General features: G+C 72.5%; 15 protein-coding genes and 1 pseudogene. 10 read left to right on the top strand and 6 right to left on the bottom strand.

Annotated elements, in window-relative coordinates; all coding sequences use genetic code 11:
• The first annotated feature begins 15 nt into the window (after positions 1-15).
• Positions 16-1,524 carry an Asp-tRNA(Asn)/Glu-tRNA(Gln) amidotransferase subunit GatB gene (gatB, locus tag ACE1OC_RS12675; protein ID WP_267038280.1) on the top strand — a complete coding sequence of 503 codons (1,509 nt, stop codon included), beginning with the start codon at positions 16-18 and terminating at the stop codon, positions 1,522-1,524.
• A 79-nt stretch (positions 1,525-1,603) separates the two neighbouring features.
• Here the strand turns inward: gatB and ACE1OC_RS12670 are convergent, their stop codons facing one another.
• Positions 1,604-3,397 carry a protein kinase domain-containing protein gene (locus ACE1OC_RS12670; RefSeq protein WP_407837100.1) on the bottom strand — a complete coding sequence of 598 codons (1,794 nt, stop codon included), beginning with the start codon at positions 3,395-3,397 and terminating at the stop codon, positions 1,604-1,606.
• A 208-nt stretch (positions 3,398-3,605) separates the two neighbouring features.
• Here ACE1OC_RS12670 and ACE1OC_RS12665 point away from each other — a divergent pair, with 208 nt between their 5' ends.
• Both ACE1OC_RS12665 and ACE1OC_RS12660 read left to right on the top strand, forming a co-directional pair.
• The gene (locus ACE1OC_RS12665; protein ID WP_407837099.1) at positions 3,606-4,130 is read left to right on the top strand and encodes a hypothetical protein; all 525 of its coding nucleotides are present in this window, start codon (positions 3,606-3,608) and stop codon (positions 4,128-4,130) included.
• Positions 4,131-4,399: 269 nt separating this feature from the next.
• Positions 4,400-5,203 (top strand): alpha/beta fold hydrolase, encoded by an 804-nt coding sequence (locus tag ACE1OC_RS12660; RefSeq protein WP_407837098.1) that lies wholly within the window; start codon positions 4,400-4,402, stop codon positions 5,201-5,203.
• Positions 5,204-5,237: 34 nt separating this feature from the next.
• Here ACE1OC_RS12660 and ACE1OC_RS12655 read toward each other — a convergent pair whose 3' ends face one another.
• Positions 5,238-5,756 carry a DinB family protein gene (locus tag ACE1OC_RS12655; protein WP_407837097.1) on the bottom strand — a complete coding sequence of 173 codons (519 nt, stop codon included), beginning with the start codon at positions 5,754-5,756 and terminating at the stop codon, positions 5,238-5,240.
• Between the two features lie 211 nt (positions 5,757-5,967).
• On the opposite strand from ACE1OC_RS12655, the pseudogene ACE1OC_RS12650 reads away from it, so the two are divergent.
• Positions 5,968-7,155: pseudogene (locus ACE1OC_RS12650) on the top strand (chloride channel protein); the annotation flags it as partial.
• A gap of 83 nt (positions 7,156-7,238) precedes the next feature.
• On the opposite strand, the gene ACE1OC_RS12645 reads toward ACE1OC_RS12650, so the two are convergent.
• Complete coding sequence (locus tag ACE1OC_RS12645) at positions 7,239-8,048, bottom strand: GNAT family N-acetyltransferase (RefSeq protein WP_382980527.1); 810 nt, start codon at positions 8,046-8,048, stop codon at positions 7,239-7,241.
• Positions 8,049-8,108: 60 nt separating this feature from the next.
• Here ACE1OC_RS12645 and ACE1OC_RS12640 point away from each other — a divergent pair, with 60 nt between their 5' ends.
• The 6 genes from ACE1OC_RS12640 to ACE1OC_RS12615 all read left to right on the top strand — a co-directional run bounded on the left by ACE1OC_RS12640 (position 8,109) and on the right by ACE1OC_RS12615 (position 15,829).
• Positions 8,109-8,555 (top strand): signal peptidase I, encoded by a 447-nt coding sequence (locus tag ACE1OC_RS12640; protein WP_407837096.1) that lies wholly within the window; start codon positions 8,109-8,111, stop codon positions 8,553-8,555.
• 207 nt (positions 8,556-8,762) lie between these two features.
• Positions 8,763-11,012 carry an MMPL family transporter gene (locus ACE1OC_RS12635; RefSeq protein ID WP_407837095.1) on the top strand — a complete coding sequence of 750 codons (2,250 nt, stop codon included), beginning with the start codon at positions 8,763-8,765 and terminating at the stop codon, positions 11,010-11,012.
• Between the two features lie 39 nt (positions 11,013-11,051).
• On the top strand, positions 11,052-11,606 hold the full coding sequence (locus ACE1OC_RS12630) for a GNAT family N-acetyltransferase (protein ID WP_407837094.1): 555 nt from the start codon (positions 11,052-11,054) through the stop codon (positions 11,604-11,606).
• Positions 11,607-11,729: 123 nt separating this feature from the next.
• On the top strand, positions 11,730-12,326 hold the full coding sequence (locus ACE1OC_RS12625; RefSeq protein ID WP_407837093.1) for a hypothetical protein: 597 nt from the start codon (positions 11,730-11,732) through the stop codon (positions 12,324-12,326).
• A gap of 221 nt (positions 12,327-12,547) precedes the next feature.
• Positions 12,548-12,715 (top strand): hypothetical protein, encoded by a 168-nt coding sequence (locus ACE1OC_RS12620; protein ID WP_382980376.1) that lies wholly within the window; start codon positions 12,548-12,550, stop codon positions 12,713-12,715.
• An 81-nt stretch (positions 12,716-12,796) separates the two neighbouring features.
• Positions 12,797-15,829, top strand: a complete 3,033-nt coding sequence (locus ACE1OC_RS12615; protein WP_407841543.1) for a helix-turn-helix transcriptional regulator — start codon at positions 12,797-12,799, stop codon at positions 15,827-15,829.
• A 14-nt stretch (positions 15,830-15,843) separates the two neighbouring features.
• Here the strand turns inward: ACE1OC_RS12615 and ACE1OC_RS12610 are convergent, their stop codons facing one another.
• The 3 genes from ACE1OC_RS12610 to ACE1OC_RS12600 form a co-directional block, all read right to left on the bottom strand.
• Complete coding sequence (locus ACE1OC_RS12610; protein WP_407841542.1) at positions 15,844-16,008, bottom strand: DUF6191 domain-containing protein; 165 nt, start codon at positions 16,006-16,008, stop codon at positions 15,844-15,846.
• Positions 16,009-16,059: 51 nt separating this feature from the next.
• Positions 16,060-17,379, bottom strand: coding sequence for a PQQ-dependent sugar dehydrogenase (locus ACE1OC_RS12605; protein ID WP_407837092.1), 1,320 nt, complete (start codon positions 17,377-17,379; stop codon positions 16,060-16,062).
• Between the two features lie 98 nt (positions 17,380-17,477).
• Complete coding sequence (locus ACE1OC_RS12600) at positions 17,478-18,479, bottom strand: aldo/keto reductase (protein WP_407837091.1); 1,002 nt, start codon at positions 18,477-18,479, stop codon at positions 17,478-17,480.
• Positions 18,480-18,483: the final 4 nt, after the last annotated feature.

Raw genomic sequence — 18,483 nt, 5'->3', positions numbered from 1 at the left:
GAGGGAATTTCCACTGTGACTGTCACCGAACTGCTGTCGTACGAGGACGCCCTCGCGTCGTACGACCCCGTCATGGGCCTGGAGGTCCATGTCGAGCTCGGCACGAAGACCAAGATGTTCTGCGGCTGCTCGACCGAGCTGGGCGCCGAGCCCAACTCGCAGACCTGCCCGGTCTGCCTCGGACTGCCCGGCGCGCTGCCGGTCGTCAACGAGATCGGCATCGAGTCCGCCATCAAGATCGGTCTCGCGCTGAACTGCGAGATCGCCGAGTGGTGCCGCTTCGCCCGGAAGAACTACTTCTACCCGGACATGCCGAAGAACTTCCAGACCTCCCAGTACGACGAGCCGATCGCCTTCAACGGCTTCCTCGACGTGCAGCTGGAGGACGGCGAGATCTTCCGCGTGGAGATCGAGCGCGCCCACATGGAGGAGGACACCGGCAAGTCGCTGCACGTCGGCGGCGCCACCGGTCGCATCCACGGCGCGTCCCACTCGCTGCTGGACTACAACCGCGCCGGCATCCCCCTCATCGAGATCGTCACCAAGCCGATCGAGGGCGCCGGCGAGCGCGCCCCCGAGGTGGCCAAGGCGTACGTCGCCGAGCTGCGCGAGGTCATCAAGGCGCTCGGCGTCTCCGAGGCCCGCATGGACAAGGGCCAGATGCGCTGCGACGTCAACCTGTCGCTGCGCCCCACCCCCGAGTCCGAGTTCGGCACCCGCAGCGAGACGAAGAACGTCAACTCGCTGCGCTCCGTCGAGCGCGCGGCCCGCTTCGAGATCCAGCGCCACGCGGCGGTGCTCTCCTCCGGTGGCTCGATCGTGCAGGAGACCCGGCACTTCCACGAGGAGGACGGCTCCACCACGGCCGGCCGCATCAAGGACAACGCCGAGGACTACCGGTACTTCCCGGAGCCCGACCTGGTCCCGATCGCCCCGGCCCGCACCTGGGTCGAGGAGCTGCGCTCCGGCCTGCCGGAGATGCCGCGCGTGCGCCGCAACCGCCTCCTCCAGGAGTGGGGCGTCACCGAGCACGACATGCAGTCGATCCTCAACGCCGGTGCGGTGGACTCCATCGTCGCCACCATCGAGGCCGGCGCCGACTCCACGGCCGCCCGCAAGTGGTGGATGGGCGAGCTGGCGCGCAACGCCAACGAGCAGGGCGTCGTCGTCGACGAGCTGCCCATCACCCCCGTCCAGGTCGCGCGCGTCGCGGCCCTGGTGGCGGCCGGTGAGCTCAACGACAAGCTGGCCCGCCAGGTCCTCGAAGGCGTCCTCGCCGGCGAGGGCACCCCGGACGAGGTCGTCGAGAAGCGCGGCCTGAAGGTCGTCTCGGACGAGGGCGCGCTCGGCGCGGCCGTGGACGAGGCCATCGCGGGCAACGCGGGCATCGCCGACAAGATCCGCGGCGGCAAGATCGCCGCCGTCGGCGCGCTGGTCGGAGCGGTCATGAAGACCACCCGCGGCCAGGCCGACGCGGCACGCGTCAAGGAGCTCATCCTGGAGCGGCTGGGCGTCTCCGAGTAGTCCGGCCCCTTGTGCACGCGGCGGCCCCGCACCGGATCTCCGGTGCGGGGCCGCCGTGCGTGCGGGCCGTGCGGGGCCGTCAGCGCCGGAGGATGGGGGAGGCCATGACCACGTCGTTGGGATCGCTGCATCCGGTACGCATCTCGACGCGCAGGATCAGGACGCCGGTGACGTTCACCGTCCGGGTGACGGGCTTGCCCCGTTCCACGGACTCGCTGAACAGCTCGACGTCGTCTCCGTAGATGATGATCTGACCGCTCTTGGCGAGCGATCCGTCGTCCATCCCGGCGGTGAATTCGAGCGAGACCCAGTCCTTGTTGATGTCGTACTCGGCCGTGTCGCACCGCGCGGTGAAGGCCGAGTTGTACCGCTTGGTGTCCATCTTCGCCGTGTCCGCGCGACCGAGGGACCCCCGCAGCGGCTCCAGGGCCAGCAGGCTGGCCTCCTTGCTGTTCGGCCCCGGCGGGGTCGGTGAGACCGCGTCCGTCGGGGACGTGCTCGGGCTCGGTGTCGCACTGGGCGTCGGCGTCGGCGTCGGGGTGGGCGTCGGGGTCGGAGCCGATGTCGGGCTCGAGGAAACCGAGGCGGACGGGGCCGGCTTGTCCCCGCCGCCTTCGTTGGAAGCGTCCTTGTCCTTGAGCAGCTCCATGCCGGCCAGCGCTGCCGCGGCCAGGACCAGCACGGCGAGCAGCGCCCCGAGCACCAGCCCGGTCCGCCGCTTCTTGCGCGGCGGCGGCGCGGGCGCCGGCTCCGTACGGGACTCGGCCGCGGGACCGTAGCCCTGCGGCACGCTCGCCTGGACCGGCGGCGGGCTGTACGCGGGCTCGGTGGGCGGCGGGGTGTACACCGGCTCGGTCGGGGGTGGCGCGTACACCGGCTGGGCCGGGGGAGCCGGCGGAGCCGCCGGCGGCTGCGCCGGCTGCTGGGGCGGGGCCACCGGCTTCGGCGGGGCCGTCGCCGGAACCGGGGGAGCGGCAGGGGGCGCGGCCGGCACCGGTACCGCGTCCTGGACCACCCGCTGCGAGGTGGACGAGGTCGTGGACACCACCGCTCGGCGGATGTCCTTCATCCAGCCGGCCAGGTTGACCGGACGCTTCAGCGGGTCGGCGGCGTAGATGGAGGCGATCCGCGCCCGCTGCTCCGCGTCCAGTACCGCGAACTGCGGCAGCCGTACCAGGGCCCCCGCCAGCAGCTCGGGCGTCGAGGGCGGGGACTCCCCGCTCAGCAGGAAGTACGCGATGGCCCCGAAGGCGTACCGGTCCGCGCCCGGGGTCCGCTTGCCCTCGAAGACCTCCGGCGCCGCATAGCCCTGGGTGAACCACACCTCGGCCGTCTGGTGGTCGGCGGTCAGCTTGCTGAGGCCGAAGTCCACCAGGGTGGCCTGCCCGTGCGCGTCGACCATGACGTTGCCGGGTGACAGGTCGCCGTGGATCACCTGGCGCCCGGACGGGGTCGCCTTCCCCGAGTGCAGCCAGTCCAGTACGTCGGCCAGCTGCTCCAGCGTGCGCATCACCTCGCGCCGCTCGGCGGCCGTGGCGAGGGTCCGCTCGGCCCGCCAGTCCCGCAGGTCGAGTCCGTCGACGTGGTTCATGACCAGGACCAGGGCCCGGCCGGTCAGCGTCGAGGACTCCCCGGGCCGGTGGATCGGCGGCCCCTCGAAGTGCTCCCGTACGCCCACGACACCGGGCCGGTGGACGAAGCGCAGCAGTTCGGCCTGCTCGTTCCACTTCTGGCTGATCCGGTCGAAGACGTCCGGGGTGATCGTGGTCTTGGAGTCGAGCACCTTCACGACGACGGGCTCGGACCCTCCCGCGAGCTCGATCTCCGCGAGATAGAGCACGGCCTCCCCGCCGCGCCCGATGGACCGGAGCAATCGGTAGCGGTCTGCTGCCGAGTCCGGCCCGATGTGAAGATTCTGGCTGGTCAATTTCCCCCCAGCGCCCAGTATTTGATGGGTGCACAGTTTCCCGTGGGGCGGTTGGCGGGGTCAATGGGAATCGGTTTCCGCGCCCCCATCGAGACCTTCCCGGCAGACGGTCCGGCAGACTGTGCGCGGGGAATCGGACTCGGGGAGGGGGCCGGTGGAGATCGGTTCGATGGTCATCGCCGTGGTGGGTGTCGCGGGCACGCTGGGCGCCACGCTGCTCACCCAGCGGGGCGCGGCGCGCGCGAAGCGCCGCGAGATCGAGCTCGTGCACGGTCACGACGCGGTACGCGAGAACCTGCTGCTGCGGCGCAGCTGCTACGTGGGCCTCAACCGGGACGCCCGGCAGTTCACCACCGCCCTCAACCGGCATCTGCACGCCATGAGGGAACGCGGGGTGGAGGAGGCCGACCGGACCGCGCTCGACGCCGCGAAGGACGCCTTCCGCGACCAGTACTCCGAGGCGCAGATGATCGCCCCCGGCCCCGTGCTCGCGCCCACGACGCTGGTCCACCATGCCCTGTCGGACGTCTACGGGCAGGTGAAGCGCCTGGAGCGGGGCGAGCCGGCCCCGGGGGAGTCGATGGAGGCGGCGGCGGAGGCCCAGCAGGGCATCTGGGGCTCGCTCCGGGTGATGCGGGCGGCCATGAGGGCCGACCTCGGAGTGCCGGACGGGGGATGAGGCCCCCGCCTGGTGGCGGTCGGCGGTCGGCGGTCGGCGGGTGGCGTCGCCGACGAAGGCAGCCCGGGCGGAATCCCGGGATCACCGCGTCAACAGCCGGCCCGTGTCGAACAGTTCGTCGAGCGTCGCCGCCATGCGCGGGCATGGTGAGCTGACGCGCCGTCGAGCCGTACGGCACCCGTACAAGATCAGAGTTCTGTAGCGATCGCTAGCTAAAGCGTGTACGGTTCTTTCTGTAGTGATCGTTACGGAAATTGGAGGGACTCCTCATGAGTACTGCGCTGACCGGCACCTACGCCCGCACCGTCCGCAAGGAGAGCGGTGGCCCCGGCCTGCTCCTCGCCCATGGCGGAGGGGGTTCGGTCGAGTCCAACTTCGGTCCGATCCTCGATGTCCTGGCCGAAGGCCACACCGTCGTGGGCGTGGACTACCCGGGTACGGGAGGGACCCCGCGCGCCACGGCGCCGCTGGAACTGGACGCGCTCGTCGACGAATTGGTCGCCGCCGCCGACGCCGAGGGGCTGGAGCGGTTCGCCGTCCTCGGCTACTCCCTCGGCGGGAACGTCGCCGTGCGCCTCGCCGCCCGGTACCCGCAGCGGGTCACCGGACTCGTGCTCACGGCGAGCTTCGCCCGCGCCGGACACCGTCTCGGACTCGTCACCGACCTGTGGGCCGAACTGGCCCGCCGCGGGGAGGGCGAGCTGCTCGCCCGGCTCCTCGTTCCGCTCACCCTCAGCCCGCGGGTGCTGGAAGGGCTGACCGGCGAGCAGGTGGAGGAGGCCGTGCGGGCCACTGCGGCCTCCTTCCCGCCCGGCGGCGGGGACCACGCCGCACTGGTGAAGGGGGCCGATCTGCGCGCCGACCTCGCACGGCTCGACGTACCCGCGCTCGTCATCGCGACCACCGCCGACGGGCTCGTACCGCTGGAGGTCCAGCGGGAGCTGGCGGACGCGCTGCCGGGTGCCCGGTGGGCGGAACTGGCCACCGGGCACCTGCCGTTCGCCGAACTCCCGGAGGAGTGGGCGGCGTTGATCACCGGATTCCTGGCGGAGCTGCCGACGGATCGCGGGTGAGAGGTCGGGGGGAGGGGGAGGGGGTGTGCCGGCCTCAGGCGCCCGTGGTGCCGTCGACGGCTTCGCGGAGGAAGTCCGCGTGGCCGTTGTGGCGGGCGTACTCGTGGATCATGTGCAGCATGAGCAGGCGGAGCGAGGCGTCCTCCTCCCACTTCTCGACGCGCACCGTCACCTCGAGGGACTCGGCGGCCTCCTCTACCGCGCGGGAGTGCTCGACCTCCGCCCGCCAGGCCGCGAAGGCCTCGTCGCGGGTCGAGCCGGAGGCGTCGTAGGCGGCCTGGAAGTCGTGGGTGTCCGACCACAGGTGGGGGACGTCCGCCCCGCCGAAAGTGCGCCGGAACCAGTGCCGCTCCACCTCCGCCATGTGCCGCACCAGCCCGAGCAGGGACAGCGTGGAGGGCGGGGACGACTGGCGGCGCAGCTCCTCGTCGGTCAGGCCCTCGCACTTCCAGGCGAGGGTGGCCCGGTGGAAGTCGAGGTACGCGCGGAGCGTCTCGCGCTCGCCCCCGGTGAGGGGAGGGCCGACGCGGTCGGCGGGTTCTGTTGCAGCCATGGCTGAGATCTTGCCCCGTTGGTCCCGGGGGGTGGAAGGCGTTCGCCCCTGCCTGCGCCCCGCGTTTTGTTCCTAAAGTGAACATATGCCGCAAAGTTCCACCCAAATCACCCGTCTCACTGGTATCACCGGCATCTCCCAGCTCAAGAGCCTCGGTCCCGTGCTGCTCATCGGGATCGGAGCGGGCGTCGGAGCCGTGCTCTTCCGGTGGATGGTGATCGGGGCGTCGGAGCTGCTCTCCGGCCACGCCGACTATGCGGCCGCCGGTCACGCCGCCCATCCCGGCGCACGCCTCCTCGGGCCGTACTTCGTCCTGCTCGCCCCCGTCGCCGCCGGCCTCGTCTACGGCCCGCTCGTCCACCGCTACGCCCGCGAGGCCCGGGGGCACGGGGTCCCCGAGGTCATGCTGGCCGTCGCCCACGACGGCGGGCAGATCAAGGGCCGCGTCGCCGCCGTCAAATCCCTCGCCTCCGCCCTCTGCATAGGCGGCGGCGGCTCCGTCGGCCGCGAAGGCCCCATCGTCCAGATCGGCGCGGCACTCGGCTCCACCCTCGGGCGGCTGCTGAAGTCCAACGAGGAGCACACCAAACTGCTCCTCGCCTGCGGCGCGGCCGGCGGCATCGCGGCGACCTTCAACGCCCCGCTCGCCGGGGTGGTGTTCGGACAAGAACTCATCCTCCGCCGCTGGTCCTCCCGCACCTTCGGGTACCTCGCCCTCGCCTCCGTCACGGCCTGCGCCATCGCCCGCGCGGTGTTCGGCGACCGGCCGTTCCTGGCCCTGGAGGCGATGCACGCGGGAAGCCCCGGGCAGTACCTGCTCTTCGCGGCCCTCGGAGTCCTCGCAGGAACCGTCGGGATCGGTTTCACGCGCTTCCTCTACGCGGCCGAGGACCTGTGCGACCGGCTGTGGCGCGGCCCGGAATGGCTGCGCCCGGCGGTGGGCGGGCTGCTCCTCGGCCTGATCCTCCTGGCGCTGCCCCAGATGTACGGAGTCGGCTACCCCGTCCTGGAGGGCGCGGTCCACGGGAAGTACGCCCTGGGCCTGCTGCTGCTCCTGATGCTGGGCAAGATCCTGGCGACGAGCACCACGATGGGCATCGGCGGCTCGGGCGGAGTCTTCGCCCCGTCCCTCTTCATCGGAGCCACCCTGGGCGCCGCCTTCGGCCTGCTGACCTCCCCGGCCAACGCCCCCGCCTTCGCACTGGTCGGCATGGCAGCCGTCTTCGCAGGCAGCGCCCGCGCCCCGGTCACGGCGGTGGTCATCATGGTGGAACTGACGGGCGAGTACACCCTGACGGCCCCCTTCATGCTGGCAGTGGCCCTGGCCACGGGCGTGAGCCGCCTGCTCAGCAAGGACACGGTGTACACGCTGAAGCTGACCCGGAGGGGGATCGAGCTGGCGGCGTAGGGGGGTGGGGGTGGTCGGGGCGGGGGTGGGGGCTGGGGGTGGCCCCGACCACCCCACCTCACCCCGGCACCGCCCTACCCCTCCCAAACCCAAGGCACCGTGACCCCCAACACGTCGAAGCCCAGCCGTTCCAGGATCGGGCGGCTGTCCTCCGTTGCGTCGACCTGGAGGTAGCGGATGCCCCGGTCCGCCGCCACGCGGGCGCGGTGGGCCACCAGGAGGCGGTAGATGCCGTGGCCTCGCCATTCCGGGACCGTGCCGCCACCCCACAGGCCCGCGAAGGGGCTCCCCGGGCGCATCTCCATCCGGGCCGCGCTCACCGGGGTGTCGCCCGCCATCGCGACGACGGCTTCGATGGTGTCCGGCTCGTCCCTCAGCAGGTTCAGCATCAGGTCCTTGATGCGGGGGCGATCCGCGCCGAAGGCGTGGCGGTGGGCCTCCATCATCAGGTCCACGCCCTCCTCGTCGGTCACCACCCGCAGGGTGATGCCCTCCGGCGGCTCCACCGACAGGGTGGCGAGGTCTGTCACCCGTCCCACCAGGAGCGTCTCCGCGGGCTCCGCCACGAAGCCGGCCGCGCGCAGCCGGTCTCCGAGGTCGGCGGGGCGGTCGTGGCCGTACAGCTTCCACTCGAACTCCGCCGACGGGACCTCGCCCCGAGCGGCCAGCTCCGTGAAGTACGCCACCTGCTCCGCGATCACCGCATCCGCGGTGTGCTCGTCGAGGTCCGACCAGAGCACCATGTTCCCTCCGGATCCGGGCACGATCTGCCGTACGACCGCGCCCGCCCGCTCCACGCGCGCGTCACTGGTGTCGGGCAGGGCCTCCCGTCGCATCACGGAGTCGAACTCGGCGCGCACCTTCAGCAGGTCATTCGGATCCATAGTCATCCGGCCAGCTCACCAGCCGCCGGACGGGTCCGACAACTGCATTAGCCTCACCCCGTGAGCGACCCCACCCCCACCCCCACCCGCCCCTCCGTCTACACCGGCAAGGCCACCCCCGATGCCGCCGTCGACCGGGGCTGGCTGCTGGGGCACTTCAAGGAGCCCGGCGATCCCCGCTACAGCGAGGACGTGGAGATCAAGTGGGGCGTGCACCCCAAGGGTGAGGAGCGGGCGAGCTGGGTCCGCGGGGAGTCCCGTACGGCGTTGCAGGTGCTGATCAGCGGCCGGTTCCGGCTGGAGTTCCCCGGCCGGAACGTCGTACTGGCCGAACAGGGGGACTACGTCGTCTGGGGACGCGGAGTCGACCACTCCTGGTACGCGGAGGAGGACTCGGTGGTGCTCACCGTGCGGTGGCCTTCGCTGCCGGGCTACCGGGCCGACGAAGAGCCCGAAGCAGAGTCCGACGACCAGTCCGGCCGGACCTCCGCTCCGAAGCCGGTGTGACCATGGTCCCGCACCTGGCCGCACACCTGTGACGCTGCCCACGAAGGCCGCCAACGATCACGCGACGCTGCGATCGTTGAGGTGTAGACCTGCAGACCAACCACGCGACCAAAATTCCAGACGCCCAGCGTTCAGTTTTCAGTGTTCACGCGTTCTTTCCGACGGGCCGTCCCCGGTAAAGATCCGAACCACCAGGGAGCCCGTCCGTTGTCAGCCCTCGCACGCTGGTGCATGCGGCACCGACTCGTTGCCGTTCTGATCTGGCTCCTCGCCTTCGGCGGGACCGCCGCTGCCGCGGTCGGGGCCGGGGCGGCGTTCTCCAACGACTACGAGGTCCCCGGCACGGAGTCCGCCAAGGCGCACGCCCTGCTGCGGGAGGGATTCCACGGGCAGGGCGGCGATACCGACACCATCGTGTGGCGGGCTCCGGACGGGCAGAGCGTGCGGACGCCGGCCGTGCAGGAGCGGATGACGCGGGCCCTCGACTCCATAGCCGGGCTGCCCGGTGTCGGATCGGTGGCGGGTCCCTACGGTCCCGGGCCCGACAGCGGGGCCCGGATCAGCGCCGACGGGCGCACCGCCTACGCGGTGGTCACCTTCGACCGGCAGGCCGACTCGGTGCCGAAGGGTGAGGCGAAGGCCGTCGTCGACGCCGCGCGGAACCCGACGACGCAGGCCGACGGGCTCCAGGTCGAGCTCGGCGGGCGTGCCATAGACCTCACCGAAGCCCCCTCCGCGCACCTCGCCGAGGTCATCGGTGTGGCCATCGCCGCGGTGGTGCTGTTCCTGGCCTTCGGGTCGCTGGCCGCGAGTCTGCTGCCCATTGCGACCGCCCTGGTCAGCGTGGGCACCGCCTACTTCGGCATCACCCTCCTCGGCCACACGATGCCGGTCGCCGACTTCGCGCCGATGCTCGGCACCCTCGTGGGTCTCGGGGTGGGCATCGACTACGCGCTGTTCATCGTCACCCGCCACCGCAAGGGCCTCAAACGCGGTCTCCCGGTCGCGGAAGCCGCCGAGAGCGCCGTCGCCACGACCGGCCGGGCCGTGGTCTTCGCCGGGGCCACCGTCTGCATCGCGCTGCTCGGCATGCTGGTGCTCCGGCTGGGCTTCCTCAACGGCGTCGCCATCGCCGCCTCCCTCACCGTGGTCCTGACCGTCGCCGCCTCGGTGACCCTGCTGCCCGCGCTCCTCTCGTACATCGGCATGCGCGCGCTGTCCCGCCGCGAGCGCCGCAAGCTGGCCGCGGAGGGGCCGCTGCCCGAGGCGGTGACCGGCTTCGCCGCCCGCTGGTCGGGCTTCGTCGAGCGTCACCCGAAGCTGCTCGGCCTGGTCGCCGCCGCGGTCATGGTGGTGCTGGCGCTGCCCACGCTCTCCCTCCACCTCGGCACCTCCGACCAGGGCAACAACCCGGCCACGTCCACCACCCGCAAGGCCTACGACCTGCTCGCGGAGGGCTTCGGACCGGGCGTGAACGGCCCGCTGACCGTGGTCGCCCGCCTCGGCGGGGCCGGCGACCGGGTCGCCGTGGACGCGCTGACCGAGTCGATCCGTACGACCAAGGGCGTGGCCGCCGCCGGACCGGCGGTCTTCAACCGCAGCGGCGACACCGCCGTCGTCACGGTCGTACCGGACTCCTCCCCGCAGTCCCGGGCCACGAGCGAGCTGGTCGACAGGCTGCGCGAGGACGTCATCCCGCGCGCCGGCCACGACAACTCCATGCAGGTCCACGTCGGCGGCGTGACGGCCGGGTACGACGACTTCGCCGAGGTCATCGTCGGCAAGCTGCCCCTCTTCGTCGGCGTGGTCATCGCGCTCGGCTGCGTGCTCCTGCTGCTGGCCTTCCGCTCCATAGGCATCCCGGTCAAGGCGGCCGCCATGAACGTGGCCGCCGTCGCCTCCTCCTTCGGAGTCGTCGTCGCGATCTTCCAGTGGGGCTGGGGCAGCGAGCCGCTCGGGCTGGGCAGCGCGGGGCCGATCGAGCCCTTCCTCCCCGTGATCATGGTCTCGGTGCTCTTCGGGCTGTCCATGGACTACCAGGTCTTCCTGGTCAGCCGGATGTACGAGGAGTGGCTGGAGACGGGGGACAACAAGCGGGCCGTGCGCGTCGGCCTCGCCGAGACCAGCCGGGTGATCAACTCGGCGGCCGTCATCATGATCTCCGTCTTCCTGGCCTTCGTGCTCAGCGGCGACCGGATCATCGCCATGTTCGGCATCGCGCTCGCCGCGGCCGTGGCCCTGGACGCCTTCGTCCTGCGGACCCTCCTCGTCCCGGCCCTGATGCACCTGCTCGGCGGAGCCAACTGGTGGCTGCCGGCCTGGCTGGACCGCCGGCTCCCGAAGATCAGCATCGAGCCCCCGGAACGCCGCCCGCATGCGAAACTTCCCCTGCAGCGGCCCGGCGCGGACCCCGCCACGAGCGAGGACCCGGCCGAGCCCGCGACCAGCTCCCGGTGATCCGGCCACCCGCCGCCCGATACCCAAGGAAGAACGCGCATGTTCTCGATAGACCTCGCCGACGACGCCCAGCTGTTCCCGCTGGAAGCCCGGCACGCGGAGGAGTTCTTCGCCCACATCGAACGCGGACGCGAGTTCATCGGCCGGTACGTCGGCTTCCCCGACCGGTCCACCGACTTGGAGTCCGCCCGCGCCCTGCTGGCCAAGTACGCCCTCACGGCGGGGGAGGACGGAGCGCGGTTCTTCGGGATCCGGCAGGGCGGCACCCTCGTGGGCGGAGTGCTCTTCCCGGCGTTCGACGCGGCGTCGGGCAACTGTGAGATCGGCTGCTGGCTGGAGCCCGCCGCGGCCGGCCGCGGCCTGGTCACGAAGGCCTGCCGGGTGCTGATCGACTACGCCTTCGGCGAGCGCGGCATGCACCGCATCGAATGGCACGCCGCCTCAGGCAACAAGAAGAGCCTCGCCGTGGCCGAGCGCCTCGGCATGACCCGCGAAGGCGTCATGCGCCAGAACTACTCGCACCGGGGCGTCCGCCAGGACACCGAGGTCTGGGCGATCCTCGCCGACGAGTGGCCCGCGGCCCGCCCCGCGTAACCACCCCCGCACCCACCCGCCATCGCCCCGCCCCGAGTCCTCCGGGGGGCCGGGGCGGTGCGCTGCACGCTGCCCGGCCGGATTCTCAGGAACCTCTCAGAAAAGCCGCCTACGGTGCCCCGCATGGACACCACCAAGACCCCCGCCCCGACCGCTCCCGAGGCGGACTCCCCGGCCGACCTGAAGAAGGCCGCCACCGACGAGACCCCCGCCCCGGCCGCCGCGGACACCGCCGCCACCGAGGAGGCCCCGGGCGAGGAGCTCGCCACCGACCTCGACGACCTCGACGGGCTCGACGAGTTCGAGGCCGCTGCCGACGAGGAGCAGAGCAGTGGTGTCGCCTCCGGAGCCTCCGCGATCGTCGCCGCCGGTCTCGGCCTGGTCGCCCTCAGCGGCAGCTGGACCTCCCGCGTCATAGGCGAGCGGGAGACCCTCAAGGGTCAGATCAGCTCGGCCAACGCCACCACCACCGCGGACAAGATCGAGGCGCTGTACGGCAACGCCTGGCACATGACCGCCCTGGTCAACGGCGTCCTGTCGACGATCGCGCTGCTCATCGCCGTGTTCGTGCTGGCCCGCCCGGCCTTCGGCGCCCCCGGCCGCACCCTCCCGGCATGGGTCCGCTCCGTGTCCTGGGCCGCCGTCGTCGTCGCCGCCATCGGCGTGCTCGCCTTCGCGTTCATGTACGTCCTCTCCCTCCCGGTGGCCCCCGCCGCCTAGTCCGTACGCCGCCGCACGGCGGCCCGCCTAGGCCGTTCGCCGGTCCCCGGCGGGCTCGCCTAGGCACTGCCTTAGGCCGCCTCAGGGACCCCGGGTCCCGGCCTAAGGCCCCCCGGCCCGTGCAGATGCGGCATGCTCCCGATGTGCCGGTACCCCCTGGGGCGCGAATCTTGGATCACACCGAACGAGGTGTCGGAGAAACGCAAACCAGGGAGCACAAGATGTTCGAGTACGAGATCGCCACCGCCCGCCGCGAAGACCTCATCCGCGAGGCCGACGCCTACCGTCTGGTCCGGGAAGCGAAGAAGGCCCGCCGCCTCTTCTCCCGGAGCCAGGAACCGGAGGGGTCGGTGAGTGGACACCGCGGCCGGTTCACCCGCGCCGCGTAACCCGCGTCGCGAGACCGTGCGAACCGGCACGTGATGAGAAGCGCACCGATATCCAGTGCCGACGAGCAGGGCCTCTGTGCGATGCTCGGCGGCGTGGAGACCAGATCTGTCAGCCCGGTGTTCGTCGGCCGCGCCGACGAACTGGCCGTACTCACCGACGCCCTGACGCGCGCCGCCGGCCAGGAGCCGCAGGCACTGCTCATAGGCGGCGAGGCCGGGGTCGGAAAGACCCGCCTCACCGAGGAGTTCCTCTGCGAGGCCGACCGCCGCGGCGCGGTCGTGGCCGTCGGAGGCTGTGTGGAGATCGGGGCGGAGGGGCTTCCCTTCGCCCCGTTTTCGACTGCCCTGCGCACTCTGCACCGCCTGCTCCCCGACGAACTGGCCGCAGCCGCCGTCGGCCAGGAGGACGAACTCGCGCGCATCCTCCCCGAACTGGGCGAGACCCCGCGCGGCCCCCACGACGAGGAGAGCACCGCCCGGCTCTTCGAACTGACGGCCCGGATGCTGGAACGCCTCGCCGCCGACCGCACCGTCGTCCTCGTCCTGGAAGACCTGCACTGGGCGGACACCTCCACCCGGCACCTGCTCTCCTACCTCTTCCGCGCGCTCGGCAGCGGCCGCCTCGTCGTCGTCGCCACCTACCGCGCCGACGACGTCCACCGCCGCCACCCGCTGCGCCCGCTCCTCGCCGAACTCGACCGGCTGCGCACCGTCCAGCGCATCGAACTGTCCCGCTTCAACCGGGCCGAAGTACGCCGCCAGCTCGCCGGGATCCTGGCCTCGCAGCCCGACGAGGACTTCGTCGAATCGGTCTTCGACCGCTCGGACGGCAATGCCTTCTTCGTCGAGGAACTCGTCGCCTCCCGCGCCAGCGGCTGTTCCACCGGCCTCACCGAATCCCTGCGCGACCTGCTCCTCGTCCGCGTCGAAGTCCTCCCGGACGCCGCGCAGCGCGTCGTGCGCATCGTCGCCGAGGGCGGTTCCACGGTGGAATACGCCCTGCTGCGTGCCGTCACCCGGCTCACCGAGGACGAACTGATCGAGGCCCTGCGCTCGGCCGTCGGCGCCAACATCCTCCTGGCCACCTCGGACGGCGACGGCTACCGCTTCCGCCACTCCCTGGTCCGCGAGGCCGTCTCCGACGACCTGCTGCCCGGCGAGCGCGCCCGCGTCAACCGCCGCTACGCCGAGGAGCTCGAGCAGGACGACACGCTCATCCGCGCCGAGGAGCGGGTCATCCGCCTCGCCACCTACTGGTACTACGCCAACGACGCGGTCAAGGCCCTGCCCGCCGTGCTCGCGGCCTCGGTGGCCGCCCGGCGCCGGCACGCCTACTCCGAGCAGCTGCGCCTGCTGGAGCGGGCCATGGACCTGTGGGAGGCCGTACCGGAGGACGTACGGGCCGAACTGCGCCCGGCGGACTACACCGAGGTCTACCCGCCCTGCGGCTGCGACCCGGCGACCACTCCGCTGCAACACCTCGACCTGCTGGCCGAAGCCACCGTCGCGGCCCGCTTCGGCGGCGAGCGCGAACGCGCGCTGAAGCTGACCAAGACGGCCCTGCGGCTGCTGGAGGACGGCCACGACCCGCTGCGGGCCGCCTGGTTCTGGACCGAACGCTCCCGGATGATCGCCGGCCTCGCCCGTGGCGACGGCTGGGCGGAGCTCGCCAAGGCGCAGGAGCTCGTCCGCGGGCTGCCCCCGTCCCAGGTGCACGCCGACGTCCTGGTCCGGGCCGCGAGCTGGGGCATGCTCCACAAGCCGGGGCCCGACAACCTGGTCGCCGCCGAACGCGCCGTGGAGTACGCGCGGATGGTCGGCGCCGAGGACACCGAACTCAACGCCCGGATCACCGTCGGCAGCCTGCTCGTCGACTCGGGGGAACCCGAGCGCGGCCTCGCCGAGATGCTCGCGGTCAAGGAGCGGGCCGCCGAACTCGGCCTCGGCATGCTGGTGGGACGTGCGCACGTGAACCTCACCTCCCATCTGGAATGCCTGGGCCGGTCCGGCGAAGCCGTGGACCTGGCCGAAGAAGGCGCCGAACTGGTCAAGAACTCCCACCTGATGGACTCCGAGGCCTACATCCGGGGGAACCTGGCGGAGAGCTTGTACAGCCTCGGCCGGTGGGAGGAGGCCGCGACGCAGGCCCGGCGCACCCTGACCCTCGTCAGCAGCGCCGCCCCGCGCGCCGCGGCCGTCGTACGGCTGGCCTACCTGGCCCTGGCCCGCGGCGAACTCACCGAGGCCGCGGCCCAGCTCACCGCCGCCCGCACCCACTTCGGATCCCACGAGGGTCAGCCCCAGCACCGGATCCCGCTGTTCCGCCTCGCGATCGGCGTGGCCGCGGGGGAGGGCCGGATAGCCGACGTCCGCAGCGAGGTGGCCACGGCCATCGAGCACGGCTTCCCGCTCGGCAACCACCGCTACGCCTGGCCGATGCTGCTCGCCGCCGCCTCGGCCGAAGCCGACGCCCGGGGCCTGCCCGCCGCCGAGGCCGGCCGCGAGGAGGCCCTGACGGCGCTGCGCGACGCCGCCCGGAAACTGGCCACCCCGGTCCCGGTGTGGACCGCCCATGCGGAGTACCTCAGGGCCGAGCTGCTGCGTGCGGAGGCCCGGGACACCGTCGGGGACTGGACGGCCGTGGAAGCGGCCGTACGCCCCCTGGAGCGCCCGTACCTGCTCGCCAGGGCCCAGTACCGGCTCATGGAGGCCCTGCTGGCGGCCGGCGGGGACCGCGAGGCCGCAGCCGGGCTGCTCCACGAGTCCTACGCCACCGCCGAACAGCTGGGCGCCCGCAGGCTCCGCGAGGACCTGGCCCTGCTCGCACAGCGCGCCAGGCTCCCGCTCACGCCCGTGGACACCCCCAAGGGCCTGCTCGGGCCGGGCGTCGACCCGGTCGAGGCGCTGGGCCTGACCAGCCGCGAACGGGACGTGCTGCGCCTGGTCGCGGTGGGGCACACCAACCGCCAGATCGCCGAGGAGCTCTTCATCTCCCCGAAGACGGCGAGCGTGCACGTCTCGAACATCCTGGCGAAGCTGGGGGTGGCCGGCCGCGGAGAGGCCGCCGCGCTGGCTCACCGGCTCCGGCTCTTCGGCCCCGTGGCCCAGGCGTAGCCCTACGCCTGGGCCTACGCCGCCGGGTGCTCCTTGGTGCGTATGAGCACCTTGCCGGAGTCCAGGTCTATCGGACCCTTTCCCGGGTCGCCGTCATTCACGTCGATCCGGGAAAGCTCCAGCCGCTTCTTCTCCTCGTCCGTGTGTTTGCGCCCCGGACCGAACAGCTCCTCGATCATGTTGAACACCGCGTCCACCGTGCCTTTCGTTCCCCCGCCGGGGCCCGCCGGTCATTCCACCGTCAGTGTCAGGATCCTGTCGTCGCCGGCTTCCGGCGACCCGCGCCCGTCCGTCTCGCTCGTGACCAGCAGCACCTTGTCCCCACCGAGGGCCACCACGGTGCGCAGCCGGCCGTACTCGCCCGACAGGAACGCCTCGGGCTCCGCCACCGGGACCGCCCCGGCCAGCGGGATCCGCCAGAGCCGCTGCCCCTTCAGTCCGGCCATCCAGATGGAGCCCTGGGCCCAGGCGATCCCGCTCGGCGAGGCCTCGTCCGTCTTCCACACGGCCACCGGGTCGCGCATCCCCGGCTTGCCGGCCTTGCCCTCGGCCTCGGGCCAGCCGTAGTTCGCGCCGGGCTCGATCAGATTGAGCTCGTCCCAGGTGTTCTGGCCGAACTCGGCCGCCCACAGCCGTTTGTCCTTGTCCCAGGCGAGTCCCTGCACATTGCGGTGCCCGTACGAGTAGACGACCGAGTCGGCCTCCGGATTGCCGTGCACCGGATCGCCGTCCGGGGTCATCCGCAGGATCTTCCCGCCCAGCGACGTCTTGTCCTGGGCCAGTCCGGTCTGCCCGGTCTCGCCCGTCCCGGCGTAGAGCATCTTGTCCGGGCCGAAGGCGATCCGTCCGCCGTTGTGGATGAGCCCCTTGGGGATGCCCCTGAACACCGTGTCGGGCGCGCCCAGTTGATCGCCCGCCGGTCTCTTCTCGTCATAGCGCAGCCGGGCGATGCGGTTGTCGGACTCGGTGGTGAAGTAGGCGTACACCATGCGGTCCGAGGCGAAGGAAGGGGACAGGGCCAGGCCCAGCAGCCCGCCCTCGCCGCCCGGGGCCACCCCGGGCACCTTGCCGACCGGGGTCACCGCCCCCGTGCCCACGTCGACCCGGCTGATCGTGCCCTTGTCCCGCGAGGCCACCAGCAGGTTCCCGTCGGGCAGCGGAGCCACGCCCCACGGGGACTCCAGGCCCTGGGCGGCCACGCCGGTCACCGTCACCCTGCCCTTGGCGGGCGGTGCGGAGGCAGCCGCGGAGGCGGAGGCGGACGGTGCGCCCGAGGCGCCCGGCGGCGAGGATCCGGCCGCCGTGCCCGGTGGCGCATCGCTCGGCCGGGCTCCGGTGCCCGCCGGCGGCGAGCACCCCGCCGCCAGCAGCGCCCCGCATCCGGCCAGGGCGAATGCCGCCAGCGCCCCACGGGCCCGGGCGCGCGGGCCGGCGTAGGAACGCGGCGGCAGCCCCGCCCGGCTCCGCACCCGGTCCTGGTCGGGCCCCTGGGCCCACCCCGGCCCCTGCTCGTGGCCCTGCTCGTGTCCCCGGTCGTGTCCGTGTCGCATCGCCGTACTCCCCTCCGGTCCTCCGATCGTGCCCTCACACGACTCAACAGCGCAGACCATGCCCCAAGTTCCGCCACTCGTACACTCGATCGAGTGGTTCAGGCTCCCATCGGCACCGGCAGCTCCGACAGCTCCACCAGGTCCTCGGCGGTCAGCCGCACCTCCGCGGCCCGCGCGTTCTCCGCCGCCCGGTGCGCCTGCCCGGTTCCCGGCACCGGAACCACCTGCGGACCCTGAGCCAGCACCCACGCCAGCGCCACCTGCGCCGCCGTGACCTCCGCCCCGTGCCGCCGGGCGACCCGGCGCAGCCCCGCCACGAGCACCTGGTTCGCCGCCATCGCGTACGCCGTGAACCGCGGATGCCTGGCCCGTACGTCCTCGGGCTCGAACCCCTCGCCCGGGACCAGCGTCCCGGTCAGGAACCCGCTCCCCAGCGGCATCGCCGCCAGGAACCCCACCCCCCGCGCCGCGCACCACGGCAGCAGTCGCCACGCCGCCTGCGGCGACCACACCGACAGCTCCGCCTGCACCGCGCTCACCGGGAACACCTGCTGCGCCCGCTCCAGGTGCCGTACGGTCGCCGCGTAGGCCCGGTCCCCGCGCGGCCCCGCACCCGGCCCGGCGCCCGCCCCCAGCGCGCAGAAGCCCAGCGCCCGCACCTTCCCCGCGCCCACCAGCTCCGCCATCGCGCCCCAGGACTCCTCGACCGGCACGTCCGGGTCCACCCGGTGCAGCTGGTAGAGGTCTATGACGTCGGTGCGCAGCCGCCGCAGCGAGGCGTCGCAGGCCCGCCGCAGGTACCCCGGGCGCCCGTCGGCCACCACGTGCACCCCGTCGGCCCGCAGCCCCGCCTTCGCGGACACGAAGGCGTCGGAGCGGCGCTCGCGCAGCACCCGGCCGAGCAGCAGCTCGTTGGTGTACGGGCCGTACAGATCGGCGGTGTCGAGCAGGTTCGCCCCCAGGTCGAGGGCCGTGTGCAGGGTGTCCAGCGAGTCCTCGCGCCGCTTGCGCGAAGGCGCGTACGCCCCGCTCATCGGCATGCAGCCGAGGCCGACGGCACCCACCGTCAGCGCCCCCGCCCCGATCGACCTGCGCTCCACCCGG

The sequence above is a fragment of the Streptomyces stoeckheimensis genome, assembly GCF_045822005.1.
Classification (GTDB): domain Bacteria; phylum Actinomycetota; class Actinomycetes; order Streptomycetales; family Streptomycetaceae; genus Streptomyces; species Streptomyces stoeckheimensis.
Note: the sequence above shows the minus strand (reverse complement) of the source record. Positions and strands in the feature narration are given on the sequence as shown.